The organism is Microcoleus sp. B3-D2 (assembly GCF_036705345.1).
GTDB lineage: Bacteria > Cyanobacteriota > Cyanobacteriia > Cyanobacteriales > Microcoleaceae > Microcoleus.
The window spans coordinates 6,163-21,713 of the sequence record NZ_JAUBUG010000096.1 but is presented as its reverse complement, the minus strand read 5'-3'; the positions used below and the strand labels follow the sequence as shown (position 1 = coordinate 21,713).

The window sequence follows — 15,551 nt, the reverse complement described above, 5'->3', positions numbered from 1 at the left end:
AGAGGTACTGGAATCATAATGAACCCTCCTGTATTTATTGTTTTAAGCACTGCATAGCCCTTAACTGAACCGTATTGGAATTTAGGAGAATTTTTTGCTCAGCGTGCGATCGCAAAAAAAACCCCGAACCAAAATTGGTCGGGAGTTAATTAATCAGGGTGCATCTACCAATTAAGCTTCCTGAGAATTCGAGCGCAATCCGGACACTTACCACTAAAAACTCACAACTCTTTTCGGTGAACCAGAGTTGCACTAGCTTGATCTGTCGGAACTAGCAAGACTTCGCTAATATTGACGTGGGGCGCTCGCGTCGCGCAAAAATACACTACATCGGCTACATCGTCCGCCGTCAGAGGTGTCAATCCTTGATAGACATTTTTGGCTTTTTCTGCATCGCCGTGAAACCGGACATTGCTAAATTCTGTTTCCACCAAACCCGGCTCTATTTCCGTCACGCGCACGGGTGTTCCCAAAAGGTCTTGTTTCAACCCTTCGGAAATAGCTCTCACTGCTGCTTTGGAAGCGCAATAAACATTACCTTTCGGATAAGCTTGGCGGCCTGCTATGGAGCCGATATTCACTACGTGGCCGCGACCTCGGCTTACCATTCCCGGCACGATCGCGCGAGTCATGTAAAGCAAGCCTTTAACATTGGTATCAATCATTTCTTCCCAATCTTGGAAGTTGCCTTCGTGCAGTTTGTCTAAACCACGGCTCAATCCCGCATTGTTAATCAGAATATCGATGCTTTTCCAGGCATCGGGAAGCGCAGTTATGGCCGATTCCACTTGCGGGCGATGGCGCACGTCCAATTCGAGCAAATAAATCTCGTTCCCCGACGCGATAGATTTTGTTTCTACAAGTTCGTTTGCCAGTCGATCGAGCTTTTCAAGGCGGCGGGCTGCTAAAATTAGTTTGGCTCCTCCTTTGGCGAATAGCTTGGCACAGGCTGCTCCGATACCGCTGCTGGCACCTGTAATGAAAACAATTTGGTTTTGGAGAGAAATCATTTTTTGTCAGTTGTTAGTTGACTGTTGGCTGTTGACTGTTTGTTGACTGTTGACTGTTGACTGTCGTCATTGGTTATTTGTTAGTTTTTTTTGTTAGTTGTTATTTGCTATAGCCTTTATCGCTATATATAGCAATCCTAAATCAGTTTCAATAATTGGTTAACTGGTTCCCAAGCTCTGCCTGGGAACCGATGTCCAGAGGCTATGCCTCGGCTGCGACAATGGAGGCAGAGCCTCCGGATATTCGTTACCAGGCAGAGCCTGGTAACGAGTATAATCATTTAGGATTGCTATAGCCATCCTAAATCATGTGTGAATTTCTTACTCCCTCCCCTTGATAAGGGGAGGGTTGGGGTGGGGTCAAAAATTTACGACTCATTTAGGATTGCTATAGTGAGGTATGTTTAATTCCTTTAATGAGATTTTTTATCTTCAAATATGTACCTCGTGTGACTAATAACCGCTATACAACTTACTAATCACCAATCACCCATTACCCATGCCCCATGCCCCATGCCCCATGCCCCCTGCCCATAACACCTATTTTATTATTTGACAACCCGCAATCGCACACTAACTGTTGCAATTCCACCTTGTCGCATCAAAACTGCTGAAACCCAGCGATTTTCTGGCGTAGCCGGAGCTTTGCCTACTTTAAAAATCCCCCCGGAATTTAGCAACTCCAGCTCGACTTCTGAGGGATTAAAAAAGGTTTTTTCGGTAATGGGTTCCTCCAAAACAGTCCCTATTAAAATATCATCGCCGATCGGCTCTCGCACAATGGCATCAAAATGGTACTCTTCGCCCACCTTAACTTGATCCGGAAAATTCACTTGAATTGTGGGAGGATTTTGCCCAGAACTAAGCTGAGTTTGTTCTGCTAAAATCTCTTGACTAACTATTTTTTCACCTTCAAAGCGCTGCTGGGAACGGATGGTAGCTTTGAGAGTTAATTCTCTGCCATCCTTTTTTTGAGTGCCGGCAATTGTAGTTATGGTTTCTGCGAGAATCGCGCTACCTTCGGTTTTCCAAGATTTGATTTCGGTGCGGTAATTTAAACTCGGATATCGATTCCAGAGTTGGGTGAGGGCTTTTTCCATGCTTTGACTGTTTAAGCCGTCAGAATGAGTGAAACTCGGGCTGTAAAATGCCATAACTGCTTTGACATCGCGCCGGTTGGCCGCTGCGTCAATTTCTGTTAGCACTTTTGTGAGTGGGGCAGGCGCATTTGCAGGGGTTTGGGCGATCGTTCGGGGAGTCGCCGCGATCGCACCGATCGCTCTTGCCGCACTAGGATGCAGCACGCCAGCACTTACCACTGTTAAACATAACAACATTTGAGCGATCGACTGCCCGCCGTTAAAGCCAAAAACGATCGCCCGATCGGGTTTTTTGTCCCGACGGCTGGAAAAATACTGAGATGCACTTGGCATTAAATTCAAAAAATTACGCATTAGATGATAATTTGGTTATTTGTCAGGGGTCGTAGCTTGGGCAACTGTTCGCCTGCAACGAAAACTGACAACGGAAGCAGGGACACGGCACAATCTAATTTTAGATGGCTGATTCAAAATTGGCTGAAACTGCCGGAATAATAAGCATAATAATCTAAAACCTCAAATATAAAATTGATCGACCTGTGGAACTTGTACTTGTAAAAAAAGAAACAAATACCTTGACAAAAGCCCCCCTCCGGTTGTTGGTTGCAGCTAGCGGCACTGGTGGACATTTATTTCCCGCGATCGCCACCGCTGGGCAGTTGAACGACTGTCAGATCGAATGGCTAGGAGTCCCAGACCGCATGGAAACCCAGTTAGTTTCATCCCTTTACCCCCTCCACACGATCGCCGTTGAAGGCTTTCAGCAGGGATTTGGGCTCGGTACACTGCGAATTTTGGGCGGACTCGCCGGATCGGTCCTTCAGGTGCGGAAGTTGCTCAAAGCGGGAAATTTTCAGGGAGTCTTTACTACCGGGGGTTACATCGCAGCGCCGGCAATTCTAGCGGCCCGTTCTTTGGGTTTGCCGGTAATTCTCCACGAATCTAATGCAATTCCCGGGAAGGTGACGCGCTGGTTTAGTCCTTTGTGCACTGCTGTGGCGATCGGATTTGAAGCAGCAGCCCAGCATTTACCCCGCGCGAAAACCGTGGTTGCTGGTACACCGGTGCGATCGCAATTCCTCGCCCGCCAACCTCTAAATTTGCCAATTCCTGACAGTGTACCTGTAATTTTAGTCATGGGCGGCTCTCAAGGTGCTGTCGCAGTCAATAAGTTAGTGCGCGAGTGTGCTCCGGCTTGGTTTGATGCCGGTGCTTGGGTGGTTCACCTCACCGGAAATAATGACCCGGATGCTGAAAGTTTGAAACACGAGCAATATTTGTCAATGCCATTTTACGACAATGTGGCGAGTTTGTTGCAGCGAGCAAATTTAGCAATTAGTCGATCGGGCGCGAGTGCTCTGACAGAATTAGCAGTGACGGGACTACCTTCTATTTTAATTCCTTTTCCTCACGCCGCTGACGACCACCAAAGATTTAATGCGGAAGTATTTGCTAAAGCCGGCGCCGCCGTGGTATTCCGTCAAAGCGAACTGACAGCAGATGTGTTGCAAAGCAAAGTGTTGTATTTGTTAAGAGATTCCGACTATTTGGAAAAAATGTCTAAAGCTGCTGCTCAATTAGCAGTGACAGACAGTACAGAACGTTTGGCTAATTTGGTGAGGGAATTGGTGGTGCGGTGATATTTTTTAGGAATTTTAACCGCAGATGAAGGCAGATAAACCCAGATGAACGCAGATGAAGACTGATGTGTTACACGACGTGGGAGTGGATGAATTTAACTACTGATTCTAATCCTTCTTTGGTCTTCAAGTTAGTAAAAACAAAAGGTTTATCGCCTCGCATTTTTTTCGTATCCCGTTCCATCACGCCTAAATCTGCTCCTACATAAGGTGCGAGGTCTGTTTTATTAATTACTAATAAATCCGACTTAGTAATTCCCGGCCCGCCTTTGCGCGGAATTTTATCGCCTGCTGCGACATCGATTACGTAAATTGTTAAATCTACTAACTCCGGGCTAAAAGTTGCCGCCAAGTTATCGCCGCCGCTTTCTACAAACACTAAATCTAAATCAGTGAATTTTTGTTCTAACTCTTCTATAGCTACTAAGTTAATGGAAGCATCTTCGCGGATGGCTGTGTGGGGACAGCCTCCCGTTTCTACGCCCAAAATTCGAGCGCTCTCCAAAGCTTGACTCCGAACCAAAAACTGTGCATCTTCCTGAGTATAGATATCATTAGTAACAACAGCAATCTGGTACTGCTGCCGCAGGGCCTTGCACAAAGCATCAAGTAAAGCAGTTTTTCCCGAACCAACCGGCCCAGCAATTCCTAGACGAAAAGCACCCATAGCGATTTTAGATTTTAGATTTTCTGATTTTCAACTCCGAAATAACCGAGTGTACTGAGTTTCGTGCGCCATACTAGCTAGGGCTAACCCCCAACTGCAACTACCCAGGTCATCATCTTCTAAGTGTAAAACTTCTTGCGCCGTGCAGCTAATTTGAGACTGCAAATCTAACAATAACTGTTGACCGGCTGTTTGACCAAGGGGAATCAGTTTCACGCCCGCACTCGCCAAATTGGCAGCCCAACTGTACAAATATCCTAACACGGCCGCTTCCTCTTCAATCTGCCAACTTGCGGCGGCAATACCAAAGCCGATCGCAAAATTGCACTGATTGCTGCCAGATTCCACAAATTCTTTTACAATTGTTGTTAACCCAGAAGCAACGGGCGATTCCCTGCGGGATAGCTTCGCTTCACGCAAATCCAGCAGCAACCTGACCAAAGTCCGCCCCATTTGCCAACTTTGCAAGCGCAACTCTTCTGTTTCCTTAGTAGCAGTCGCCCAAGCATTCCAGTAATTCAAAGCCGTCAAATCCCCTATCTTTGCCGCCCTCAAAGCCCTTACCACCACAGCAGCTTCTACTCGAACAGCCCCGAATTGCAGCGAATTTTCTAACCAATTTCTCAAAGTAATCTCGCTGTCGATCGCACCGGTTTCTACCAGACTTTCGATTCCCTCAGAATAACTATAAGCTCCCACAGGTGCAAAAGCTAGCTGTAACAAACATAAAAGTTGATTGTTCACTGTTGACTGTTGACTGTTGACTGTTGACTTCTTCCTTCGTGAAGGACCGAAACTAATTTGGTTATAAGCCCTCGGATTCCAAGGTGGGAGTAAATCTAAAATCTAAAATCTAAAATCTAATGGCTGTGCCCGTAAGCGCCCATTTCCGGCTGAAACAGCACAATTTCCTCTGTTACTTCCAAACCCATTTTTTCGAGCATTCCCTGCAACACAGAGTCGGGAGAAAGTCTTAAATAATTATCGGCAATTTCTAAAGCTACGTGACGGTTTCCTAAATGATAAGCCGCCCGCATCAGTAGCAGCGGACTTGATGCCCGCGCTGTCAGCACCGGTTCGGGTTTTGCACTTACCAGTACCAAACAGCTACCGTCTTCCGACTGCAATAAATCTCGATCGCGCAGTACCGTACCTCTGGGCAAACTCAGGTGCAGCTTTTCCCCCGTCTCCGTCTCGAACCGGTGACGGCTGCGAGTGCGATCGTCCGATGTCATTTGTAAAGTAAAGCTGACAATAGCATCGGGATTTGCAGGTAAATGTTTTGTGAAGGTTAGCATTTTTATATTCTATTCCTCAGAGCAATTCACTTGAACTTGAGTTTTTGAGGAATATCTTTTTTATAGCCGAAGGAATAAGGAAGACTGAAGTTCCAATCTTCAGCTCATGTTTCAGAAATTAAAAATGTCTTAATCGTGTTGGCGATCGCTATATCTCATTCCGATTTACAGCAAGTTGAAAAATATTCATCTCTCTAACCGCTCCCGTTCTGGTCTTAATACCAAATTTATCTTATTTTGTCAAGCACTGGAGCGCAGACGATCGCTTTTTTTTAAAAAAATTTTGCCTACCGTCTAGGAACTCGAACAATTTAAATCTCCAATATATTGTTGGGGGGAGGTAGCGGTTAGGCATCCTGCCTGCCCTTAACAAGCTTTTATGGAGAAGTCTAATACGAACGGGAGAGGAAGAAAGACTCAAACCATCAAGCTTATTGATTGCCCGCTTGTTGCAGTCGCAGGAGCTCGGCTTGAATTCGCTGTTTTACTGCCGGGTCTGCTTGCTGGAGCAAAGTAAGCTGGTTGAAGCGACTAACTGTCAAACCATAGGTTTCGATAGCTTTTTTAGCTTGTTGGCAGTAATTCACTGCGATGCCACGAAAATTTCCAGACAGCCTATTAATTTCCTGAGTTTCGTTGCACACTACTCTGGGAACCGAGCCTCCAGCCATTCTTTTAATTTCGTTATAAGCTTCCACCCGTCTGGGTTCTATTGCCAACACAGCGCGAGCGTAGCTAGTAATTTCTTCGCTGCTAATTTCTTGAGCTTGGGCTGCTGCTCCGAAAACGAGGTTTGGGGATTGTGTGTACAAACCGGGCGCCCATCCGCTAGCTAAAGCTGCTGCAGAAAAGATCCCAAGCAACAGCGATTGTCGCAGCATCCGGTTTATGCCAAATTTAGAGGTGTTTATTGAGGTATTCATGGTCGTCGGTGATTGATTGCGTGTAGATAAAAATGACACAGCGCTTGGAGGCTCAATCTTTTTGAATAATGTGGTGGCTAAAAAGTTCCTGCCGTTGGCGACTATTTTGAATTCCAGCAGGATGGTTGGGGAGTTGCTACGACGATCGGCTTTTTAGCGAATTCAATAATTTCATTCATTATAACATCTGTGGGAACTTGACAAAACCCTTACTTTAGAGGGTAATTTTAATTACAGAGCGTTCGGGAATTGCCTCTCCCAATAATTCTCAAAGCGCCCATCTTAAATAATTCTAAAAATTCTTGACAAATTACTCGCATTATTTAGTCTAATCCAGGTACGCGCGAGCGAAGCTATCCCGAATGCGCCTGCCTTCGGTGAAGGGTAGGAAATCGCCTGCAAAGCAAGGTCAAAATTAACAGTAATCGCACTCATCAATTCCCGGGATAATTTATTTAATGTTAGGCTGTGGCTCATTTATCAATCGAGAAAATCCCCCGCTGGTTTGGCCGCTAACGCAGCCCGAGCCGGAACAAAAATCCTGTTTTACTACCCGAAGATAGAGACAGCAGCCGGGAACTAGACATTAAAATCTTGTTATCAAAATGCGCGCTATCTGTTTTTGGCAGTCCACGCCCAGACCTTCGATTCCAGTTCTCGCTACCTCCAGTTTGGGGCTGTGAAAACTTGTCTGGGAGTTACCCAGAAACCTGGTTTTTCTACGCAATAAAATCGTTACAGCCACCAGCAAGAGCAGACAAACCCGGAAAGCTGGAATTTTTGGATGTCAGTTTTATGGCCTTCTAGATCCCAGACAGCGAATTTTGGCAAGCCTTATCGCAGCAATTTAACAATTATTAATTACCCATTGCCCATGAAAAGTCAAAAAGAAATTTGGCGAGTTATCCTCGCAGTAGCTATGAGTATTGTAGGCGTGCTGCACTTTGCAGTGCCGACACCTTTTATCCGAATCGTGCCGCCCCAGCTTCCTTACCCAGAAGCCTTGGTTTATATCAGCGGTTTTTTCGAGATTTTGGGTGGCATTGGGCTGTTAGTTCCTCCTGTCAGCAGGGCGGCGGCATGGGGATTAATTGCCTTGTTTATTGCCGTGTTTCCAGCTAATATCAATCAAGCGGTCAACAACATTCCGATAGAAGGGATTCCCCACAACCAATTACTGTATTGGTTCAGGCTGCCTTTTCAAGCTGTCTTCATTGCTTGGGCCTGGGTTTATACCCAACCAGACGAAGGTAAACCCCGGGCTTCTATAGTTCCAGATAGAACAGAAAATGCCCCATGAAGCAGTTCGACTACTCTTTGGATTTTAAGAACATCGACTTTCGACAGCACCCGGAACTTTATCGCGTAGGGAAAGGAGAACAGGGAGTGCTGTTGGTGGAACCCTACAAAGGAGAAATTCTGCCTTTCTGGAGATTTAAGACTCCTGAAATTGCCAGGGAGTCCAGCAGCAAAATTTACTCCTTGTTTTTAGAGTATCTCGATCGCGAAGATTTTGTGGGAGCCGACATGGCCCGCAAGTTCTTGCAGATGGGGTATACTCGATCGCGTCGCTACGCCAACCACAAAAGCGGTCGAAAATACCAGCAAAACCCTCAAAAGCTGAAGTCTGTTGCAGAGCAAACCGCAGCTAGAAAAGATATTTTGCCACTAGAAGCAGATCCGGTGAAAGCAGAATCCGCGGCCATTTTTCAAGAGAAATGGATGCTGGCCAAAATCAACGAGAAATATCTCGAGCTTTTAGCCAGACATCGGCAGATGTACGAATCTTAGTTAGTCAACGCTGAGGATTGACATACAGTTACAAAAACTCAGGACTTACACTTTAGCCCCGTCGGCAGCAGTGTAGTTGTGCTTGCCTATCTGGGCCGGATCTATTTGCTTGGCCCTACTATTTACTCGTCATCTTCTTCCGTCTGCCACTGTCGCCAAATTTCAAAGGCATTAAAGCCTCTGTATTGCAGGTAATTCAAGACTTTGCCCTTGGTTTTCGGATCGGCTTTCCCCCAAGTATCGATCTTGTATTTCCGCATGACTTTGGCTTTTAATTCGGCCAGTTTTTCTGCTTCGGAGTCCTGATTTTCGGCAGTTTCTTCTTCCCAGACTTGCTCGAACAAATCGTTGGTAATTCCTTTTTGCAGGCACTTGCGCTTGATGGCAGACTTCCCGTATTTGCCTGCTGCAGAGGCGATCGAGTTTGCCACCAAGCGAGTGTCGGACTGATAGCCGCGGTCTTGAATTTGCGCGATCGCCTCCAATATTTCCTCATTGCCAAAACCTTTCTCTTGCCCCTTTTTGCGAAGTTCAGAGGCACTGTAGTCTTTGCGGGACAAGAGAAAATAGAAATAGTCAAGACAGCTCATCAGTTCCATCGAAGGGTGGCGCGCAAATACTCGTGTAGCGAATGCCAAATCCAGTCGCCTTGCTATCGGCTGACTGCCTCGCGATCGCCTCTATTCTTCTGTATCCTCCTCTTCATCATCCAATTCCACATCCGGTCTGTCCACATCGATCTGAATCAAGCGAATGTGCTTGTATCCGAGCTTAATTTCAAACTCGTCTCCCGGCTTTAATCCCATTTCTTGGGTATAATTTGCCCCGATCACGATCGAACCATTCTTGTGAACGCTAGCTCGATAACTCGCTTCTCGCCCGCGTCCGTCTGCTTTCGACTTCTCTAGCTCAATGCCCTTAGCAGCTAACACTGCATCGTAAAACTCAGCCAGATTAATCCGGGTTTCTCCACTTTTGCTGACAGTGAAGTAGCCGCAAAGCTTTGCAAGTTCTCTGCGCGGCAAATCACTGCCTTTGATTTTTTGAAGCAGACCTTTTCCTGTTAAGGGTGCTGTAGCTGTTTCTGCCATTGACCGTACCTCGCTTATTGGACTTTACTTATATCAATTACAACACATTAGATTAACTTTGTTTCACTGTCAATACTAATAATTCTGAATATTAAGATTCTGGATAAATTTTTGCCGCCTCAAGACCGGGGGTGCAAGTAAGGATGCTCGAAGGGCGATCAATTTGCTCCTCGCGGCCCAAATGCTTGTGTAACCCTCGGAGCGATCGCGCGGGGAATTATTGTCGCAAATTAAATGCTTTACTTTGTTACAGTAAAGTCTGTTCCCTGCATTCACCAATCCCCGATCGAGTCTGCGGTCAAGGTAAAAACAAGACAGCCATGAATCGAAATACCTAGAGCGCGGCCGCTGCAAATCTGCCGACAGCATTTACCAGCCGGGGTTAACTTTTACCTCAACAAGGGGAGGCAGCACTTGTTCTGGATGCCCCTGCCAGCTACTTGCAAAATCACTTTACAAAAAGAATCCAACTGTAGGCCCGTGCTCCAAACCCTTATGGAATAAGTCATTCCCAATTCTTCAATCTAAAATCTAAAATCTAAAATCCAAAATAGTATAAACCCTATTTTTCGGGCGGGAAATCCCCTCAAAACCCCAAATACCAACGAGCAATCTTCTATTAAGGTGTTGGGCATATAACTTGCACAGAACGCAGTCTGGGGAAGGCAATCCGGTAAAAATTGAAGGAAATTTCACCTCTTCGGTGAACGGGTTTAAGCTAAAACCCGACTCAATGGGCGCGGCGGCAGAAACATCCGCCAGCCACTAAGAGGGGAATAGTTTTGATCGGGCGAGATTGCTTCGCGACTCTTAACACTTCGCCACGAATCAGTAGATGTCTAGGGGGAACTCGGAAAAATCTTCCTCCTCCGGCCACAAGCCAGAGAATTTGAGGTTATTTCCACAGGGGAATTGAAAAAGACCGAGTTAAATGCACAACTGCTTAAATGTTTGATGCACTACAAATTAGCAGCGGTTCCCGACATGGAGTTTCGATGGAAATGTCTTGGTTTCCACTCGTTGCCTGTAAACTGCCAGACTCTCAAAATTTATGCACCAACTGGAGGGGCGCGTCAAACTCACAGCCGCTTCCATACTTAATTATGGTGAAATATACCAACCGCACTGACGGTGAGGACGTTCTTAATTGTTGCAACTCTGGCTTTTATTATCTTGTGCCGAATGGCGAGTGCTCCTGCTGCCGAATCAGCCCGCCCAAAAACGCATACAAGCCACCGACTCCTGTCGTGGAGAGATCAAAATTTTAGACTCTTGTTCAAGCTTCCAGATTCATCTGTGGAGTAAATCTAAAATCTCAAATCCTTCGACTCCGGGCTCAAGCCGAAGTCGAAAATCTACAATCGACTGACGAATTCTATATCAACCAGTCCCGGACTTACTCTCTCGACGAGAAACCCGGTTTCTTCCTAGATGCTTGGTTGCGCTGCTGCTTATTTTCGGTAAAAACCGGCTTGCTGAAGGTAAGTCCGAGATTCGATCGAGCAGCATACATTCGATCGCTTTTCCAGCGAAAGCCGATCGCGAACGGCCAGCAAAAACCCCACCCAGTTTGGAGCCAGACCAAGAGGGTGTAAATTCCGCATAGCAGTGGGCGATCGCTTTTAGTGACGTTGTTGCAGGTAATTTTGCGACAGGGGAGTCCGTACCGCCGGTAGTAACTCTTCAGGTTTCGTGTCCCGCTGGTGCGAGTAGCGCCACCCGAAAAAGCCAGCACTCAAAGCAACGGGCAATAAGCAAAGCATTAGGGCGACAGATGTTTTCAACCCCGGTTTTTTTAACGGTTTCTGAGTCGGTGCAGCGGCGCGAGTTGCTTGGATCGCCGAAGACTCAGAATTAGGAATAGAGGACGGCGAAGCCGTCGGTGAGTTCGGTGAATTAGTGGCATCGAATCGATCGTTCTGGTGAACCCAATCCCTGCGATCTTTTAATTGGTCGGGAAAATATTCCCAGACTTCGCCGTCAGAACTGTCTGACTCATGCGATCGATTGGCTGGGATTGGCGGGTATTGGGCGATCGCCGAGAGTGAAGGTGGCGCACTCCATTCTGTACCCGCCAGAGCCGGCGGCGTTCCCGACGCGATTATTTGCACCCGAGACCCGGATGTCGCGCTGTGGGCTGGGCCACCGATCAGATAGCCGTCAAAGTCCGGGTGCTGGTAGAGAATGGGCAAAGCCCAGTATAGCTGGTGAGAACCGTAGGCAGAAATTAGCCCAGCTCTGGCCCGGCTCAGGCTCAGATCGACTGGATAGCCTTGATTGAGGTTGCGGTAAAACAACCGCGTCAGAGTTAGGGCTACATCGTCGGGGATGCTTTCTGCCATTGCTAGCACGGCCGGAATGCCCCGCTTCACTAGAGCTTCGGTTAAGTTCCGTTCCGGGCTGTCGTCCGCGAGGTCTGAGGGATCGCCGTAGGCGCCGCGGCAGGAGTTGAACACGGCCATCTGAATACCGTTGTTAACAAGCAATCCAGCTAAGTCGTCGCCACTCAAGGTTTCGGTTAAGCCGGTGCGGCTGCTGACTAGGTAGAGTTCGCCACCTCTGGAACCTAAGTTGCTGTGGCCTGCGTAGTGCAGGACTTGGTAGTGCCCTTGTTCTAGGGCTTGGGTAAGTTGTTCTCGATCCGGCTGTTCGAGAATAGTCAGTTGAATTTCCGGAGAATGCGGGCTGTTTTTGAGAGGATTAGCGCTGCGGTTTTGGAGTTCTTGTTGCAGGTGGAGCACTTCTCGCTTGAGCTGCAAGCTGTCTCGATCGCTCGGAGAGGCGATCGCCATTAAAATTTTTAGCGGCCCGCTACTAGGCACTATCCGGGTTTGTTTGAACAAACTTGTACCTGGTTGGTAGCGAGAAAACACGACATCCGTGCCGGTGGCTAAAGGGCGATCGCCGGCGTGCAGAACTTCCCACGGCAGCCGCGGCAAGCGCCGGCCTTTGAGTCCCAGTCGCAGTTGCAGCACTTCTCGACGGTGCTGGGCGATGCCTTGAGCGCAAGTCCAGCTATCGCGCAAGTTTCCTTGAAACAGCCCGCTGTATAATTGTTGCCCCAGGGCTACTAAATTGGGCGCTGAGTTGTTTCCCGAACGGGAGAGGCCGCGACCAGCCAAATTGCTTCCCTGTACTACTTTTCCCTGGAGCAAGCCCACCAGCGGGTCGTTCATCAGTTGAGCAGACAGTGCAAGCCATTCGTCGATCGGCCAGCGGACTTGTTGTTCGGCTAAGGGTACACCGGGTGCAACCCTTTCTGTCCGCACTAGATATTCGTCGTCCCCAACAGGGGTGACTGAGAGTTGAAATTCCTGGCTCACGGATTTAGCGCCCTCCCGCCTTAATTCTGAATTTGCCTGCGTTTTTGTGGCTAGCAATAGCACTCGGCAACATATTTTTTACTCTTTCTATCAAAGTTTCTGAATGCGCTTCCCCCGATCGGGCGATCGCTAGGGTCATATATATTTGTTCAAACACTTTGAGAATATAAAAGTTGTACTTTAATAACAGTTTATTAGTTTTGATTGCCCTGTGGCTCGGTGAAAGCCGAATTTTCTCCAATCTTCCTATCTTTAACATTTTGCACCTCTACCGCAGACCCCTTTAGATTCGTCGTGAACTTGAGTTTCTCATTGCTGAGTAAAGTTAAATTGGAGGCACTTTACCAGGCGGATCTCTAGTTCTTATTAAAATTACTTCGGCTCACCCCAACCGGTTTCAGGGCAATATCGCAGGCAAAGTTGAGTATTTTATTTTTTTTGCCGATCGGTCAAGCGGTCTTTACCGCTTATCCTCTACCACCAACCCCCCACGTGTAATCTTGATTTTGTGTCAATTAATTAATTGGTCAGCCCCGGGTTCTCATCCGTAAGCCCTCCGCCCTCATCCTTAAGACCTCAGTGGCGATCGGTAATCAATAGTTGACCGTCGATAATTGCTAATAACTTATTGCTAATTTACCGCTTTTATGATATATAAAACTTTTTATTTAACTCTCTTAATCTAGTTAAAGTTAAGCAGCAAAAATAAACGTAAGCAGCCAAGAACTCTCAACAATACAACGGCAATCAAATTATTCCGGTACTCTCAAGCAACCATCATTTTTGGCATCTAGAGGATTACGCCTCATCATGTCGGTTTCTCGGAGAATTATTTGATTTGGTAGCGAAGCCTCTACAAAACAATAGGGTTTCGCAGCCTCGCTGTCGGTCATTCCCGCTCAAAATGCCGATCGAGCTTGCAACTGTCACCAAAAACGACTTCTGCTATATTACTAGATGACCAATTTAGCAATCTGTCTAGAGATAGATATATTTTGACCGAAGTCTTAGTATTGAGCCCAAAAAAATTTTTTTCTCAGTTCGCGAGGTTTCCTCGAATCGAGAGAAAATTGTGCAACTAAAAATTAGAACAAATATTTGCAGGCGGGAATTATCTAAATTTCTAATTACTCATCGGGAACTAAAATTAGAAGCGTGCAGTCGTTTAGTCAAGAGATTCAAATCCTAAGTCAGGGAAGGATTTGTCAAAGCTGGGAGTGTTATAAAAATTCAATGCACTCAGCCGAGCTCGGAACAAAAGCAAGGGTAAAATTTTGGGGATACAGGTTTTGGGTAGTTATTTGGGAGTTGTAAGTTGCGAGGTAAAATCAGCTATTTCACTGTAGAAATTACGTAGAGAATCTACAATTAGGGGCCCTTCGGTGCAGCTTACTGTAGAAACTACGGAGAACATCTAAACAGCTCGGCGCTTCGGCGCAGCGCTTACGGTGTAGGTGGCGGATCAATTAATTTGGGTTCGCAATGGCAGAAGATAAAACTCACAACATAGTGAAAAAAACCCTTGCAGTTTAAGTGGCATCTATAATAGTAAAGATGAGGAGATAAGCTCCTCTAGCAGGCGAAAGCATGAAGTTAGATTTTTTTCTTCGGCGGCCTCCTGCTTAGTGATAAAGTGATTGTAAGAAGCTTACCATTCTTTGGGAAATATCAACGATGGAACTATTGCCGAAAGAACCGGGAACACTTTTTCCCGTTGAAGATGAAACACAAAATACTGACATGACAGAAACCGATTTGTTTACAACAACCGCCTTCGATGACGGACAAGCAGAGGGGGATTTAGGCAACAACACCCCTAAAAATTCCGATGAGGAGTTAGCCGATGTAGACGATGAATTTGTTGAAACAGCGATCAAAAGAGAGCTTGACGGCAACTTGGCCGATAACGACCTAGTTAAGGACGTACCCGAAGAAGGTGCGGGCGACGACGATGATGACAGCGGCATGGCTTTCCAGACTTTTGGAGGTAATGATGACGATGATGACGATGACTTAGATGATGGCAACGGCATCGGTCGCAGCCCAACCGTCATCGGTACCGATAACGATGACCTAATTGTCGCCACTGGCGCTAACGAGAAGATATTCGGCCAAAAAGGCGAAGACAAACTCATAGGAAACCCTGGCAAAAAAAATGAAATGTACGGGGGTAAAAGTGACGATGATTGCGAGGGCGGCGATGATGACGATCGAATAAGAGGCGATCTCAATAACGACAACGTTAAGGGCGGCAAAGGCAACGACACCCTTAACGGCGGTAAAGATAACGATACCGTGATGGGCGGCGAAGGTAACGACGCCTGCGAAGGCGATGACGGCGATGACTCGGCCCACGGCAACGAAGGAGATGATGACGTTAAGGGCGGCGCCGGCAACGATAGCGTCTATGGCGGCAAAGGCAACGACGATTGCGAGGGCGGCGACGGCAACGATGCCGTCAGGGGGGACACAGGCAACGACGATTGTGAGGGCGGCGCTGGCAACGATACCCTTAATGGCGGCAAAGATAACGATACCGTTAATGGCGGTGACGACAGCGACAACTGTGCAGGCGACGACGGCGACGACAGCGTTAGCGGTGGCACCGGCGACGATACCGTTAATGGCGGCGACGACAGCGACAACTGTGCAGGCGACGACGGCGACGACAGCGTTAGCGGTGGCACCGGCGACGATACCGTTAATGG

Annotated in this window: 16 protein-coding genes; 4 read left to right on the top strand and 12 right to left on the bottom strand. The window is 47.1% G+C overall.

Annotation, left to right across the window (positions count from 1 at the left end; genetic code table 11):
- Positions 1–221: 221 nt before the first annotated feature.
- Entirely contained in the window at positions 222–1,010 is a 789-nt protein-coding gene (locus tag QUB14_RS25755) for an SDR family oxidoreductase (protein ID WP_333220578.1), read from the bottom strand.
- A 548-nt stretch (positions 1,011–1,558) separates the two neighbouring features.
- Entirely contained in the window at positions 1,559–2,464 is a 906-nt protein-coding gene (locus tag QUB14_RS25750; protein WP_333220576.1) for a nuclear transport factor 2 family protein, read from the bottom strand.
- A gap of 221 nt (positions 2,465–2,685) precedes the next feature.
- On the opposite strand from QUB14_RS25750, the gene murG reads away from it, so the two are divergent.
- Positions 2,686–3,750, top strand: a complete 1,065-nt coding sequence (murG, locus tag QUB14_RS25745; protein ID WP_333220574.1) for an undecaprenyldiphospho-muramoylpentapeptide beta-N-acetylglucosaminyltransferase — start codon at positions 2,686–2,688, stop codon at positions 3,748–3,750.
- Between the two features lie 70 nt (positions 3,751–3,820).
- Here the strand turns inward: murG and ureG are convergent, their stop codons facing one another.
- The 4 genes from ureG to QUB14_RS25725 all read right to left on the bottom strand — a co-directional run bounded on the left by ureG (position 3,821) and on the right by QUB14_RS25725 (position 6,596).
- Positions 3,821–4,417: an urease accessory protein UreG gene (gene ureG / locus QUB14_RS25740; RefSeq protein ID WP_333220572.1), complete on the bottom strand. Its 597-nt coding sequence runs from the start codon at positions 4,415–4,417 to the stop codon at positions 3,821–3,823.
- A 30-nt stretch (positions 4,418–4,447) separates the two neighbouring features.
- On the bottom strand, positions 4,448–5,161 hold the full coding sequence (locus QUB14_RS25735) for an urease accessory protein UreF (RefSeq protein ID WP_333220570.1): 714 nt from the start codon (positions 5,159–5,161) through the stop codon (positions 4,448–4,450).
- A 116-nt stretch (positions 5,162–5,277) separates the two neighbouring features.
- On the bottom strand, positions 5,278–5,715 hold the full coding sequence (gene ureE / locus QUB14_RS25730) for an urease accessory protein UreE (protein ID WP_333220568.1): 438 nt from the start codon (positions 5,713–5,715) through the stop codon (positions 5,278–5,280).
- 431 nt (positions 5,716–6,146) lie between these two features.
- Positions 6,147–6,596: a DUF4168 domain-containing protein gene (locus tag QUB14_RS25725; RefSeq protein WP_333220566.1), complete on the bottom strand. Its 450-nt coding sequence runs from the start codon at positions 6,594–6,596 to the stop codon at positions 6,147–6,149.
- An 826-nt stretch (positions 6,597–7,422) separates the two neighbouring features.
- Between QUB14_RS25725 and QUB14_RS25720 the strand changes: the two genes are divergently transcribed.
- Positions 7,423–7,938 carry a DoxX family protein gene (locus QUB14_RS25720; protein WP_333220564.1) on the top strand — a complete coding sequence of 172 codons (516 nt, stop codon included), beginning with the start codon at positions 7,423–7,425 and terminating at the stop codon, positions 7,936–7,938.
- Entirely contained in the window at positions 7,935–8,429 is a 495-nt protein-coding gene (locus tag QUB14_RS25715) for a DUF4385 domain-containing protein (protein WP_333220562.1), read from the top strand. The genes QUB14_RS25720 and QUB14_RS25715 overlap by 4 nt, the downstream gene beginning before the upstream one ends.
- Before the next feature lie 122 nt (positions 8,430–8,551).
- Here the strand turns inward: QUB14_RS25715 and QUB14_RS25710 are convergent, their stop codons facing one another.
- From QUB14_RS25710 to QUB14_RS25685, 6 genes are all read right to left on the bottom strand, one after another.
- Complete coding sequence (locus tag QUB14_RS25710; protein ID WP_333220560.1) at positions 8,552–9,067, bottom strand: regulatory protein RecX; 516 nt, start codon at positions 9,065–9,067, stop codon at positions 8,552–8,554.
- Between the two features lie 42 nt (positions 9,068–9,109).
- Positions 9,110–9,520, bottom strand: coding sequence for an AbrB family transcriptional regulator (locus tag QUB14_RS25705; RefSeq protein ID WP_015177612.1), 411 nt, complete (start codon positions 9,518–9,520; stop codon positions 9,110–9,112).
- A gap of 1,396 nt (positions 9,521–10,916) precedes the next feature.
- A complete protein-coding gene (locus QUB14_RS25700) occupies positions 10,917–11,105 on the bottom strand; it encodes a hypothetical protein (protein ID WP_333220558.1) in 189 nt (62 codons plus the stop codon).
- A gap of 37 nt (positions 11,106–11,142) precedes the next feature.
- Positions 11,143–12,843: a CHAT domain-containing protein gene (locus QUB14_RS25695; RefSeq protein WP_190733588.1), complete on the bottom strand. Its 1,701-nt coding sequence runs from the start codon at positions 12,841–12,843 to the stop codon at positions 11,143–11,145.
- A gap of 4 nt (positions 12,844–12,847) precedes the next feature.
- Positions 12,848–13,102, bottom strand: a complete 255-nt coding sequence (locus QUB14_RS25690; protein ID WP_006634372.1) for a hypothetical protein — start codon at positions 13,100–13,102, stop codon at positions 12,848–12,850.
- Between the two features lie 493 nt (positions 13,103–13,595).
- Complete coding sequence (locus QUB14_RS25685; RefSeq protein WP_333220554.1) at positions 13,596–13,736, bottom strand: hypothetical protein; 141 nt, start codon at positions 13,734–13,736, stop codon at positions 13,596–13,598.
- Positions 13,737–14,517: 781 nt separating this feature from the next.
- Here QUB14_RS25685 and QUB14_RS25680 point away from each other — a divergent pair.
- The coding region (locus QUB14_RS25680) for a calcium-binding protein (protein ID WP_445251885.1) at positions 14,518–15,551 on the top strand (1,034 nt) is incomplete at its 3' end.

Coding starts and splice junctions, on each gene's coding strand:
- QUB14_RS25755 (WP_333220578.1), bottom strand. CDS start 1,010: ATGATTTCTCTCCAAAACCAAATTGTTTTCATTACAGGTGCCAGCAGC.
- QUB14_RS25750 (WP_333220576.1), bottom strand. CDS start 2,464: ATGCGTAATTTTTTGAATTTAATGCCAAGTGCATCTCAGTATTTTTCC.
- ureG (WP_333220572.1), bottom strand. CDS start 4,417: ATGGGTGCTTTTCGTCTAGGAATTGCTGGGCCGGTTGGTTCGGGAAAA.
- ureE (WP_333220568.1), bottom strand. CDS start 5,715: ATGCTAACCTTCACAAAACATTTACCTGCAAATCCCGATGCTATTGTC.
- QUB14_RS25725 (WP_333220566.1), bottom strand. CDS start 6,596: ATGCTGCGACAATCGCTGTTGCTTGGGATCTTTTCTGCAGCAGCTTTA.
- QUB14_RS25720 (WP_333220564.1), top strand. CDS start 7,423: ATGTCAGTTTTATGGCCTTCTAGATCCCAGACAGCGAATTTTGGCAAG.
- QUB14_RS25715 (WP_333220562.1), top strand. CDS start 7,935: ATGAAGCAGTTCGACTACTCTTTGGATTTTAAGAACATCGACTTTCGA.
- QUB14_RS25705 (WP_015177612.1), bottom strand. CDS start 9,520: ATGGCAGAAACAGCTACAGCACCCTTAACAGGAAAAGGTCTGCTTCAA.
- QUB14_RS25690 (WP_006634372.1), bottom strand. CDS start 13,102: ATGTTAAAGATAGGAAGATTGGAGAAAATTCGGCTTTCACCGAGCCAC.
- QUB14_RS25685 (WP_333220554.1), bottom strand. CDS start 13,736: ATGACCGACAGCGAGGCTGCGAAACCCTATTGTTTTGTAGAGGCTTCG.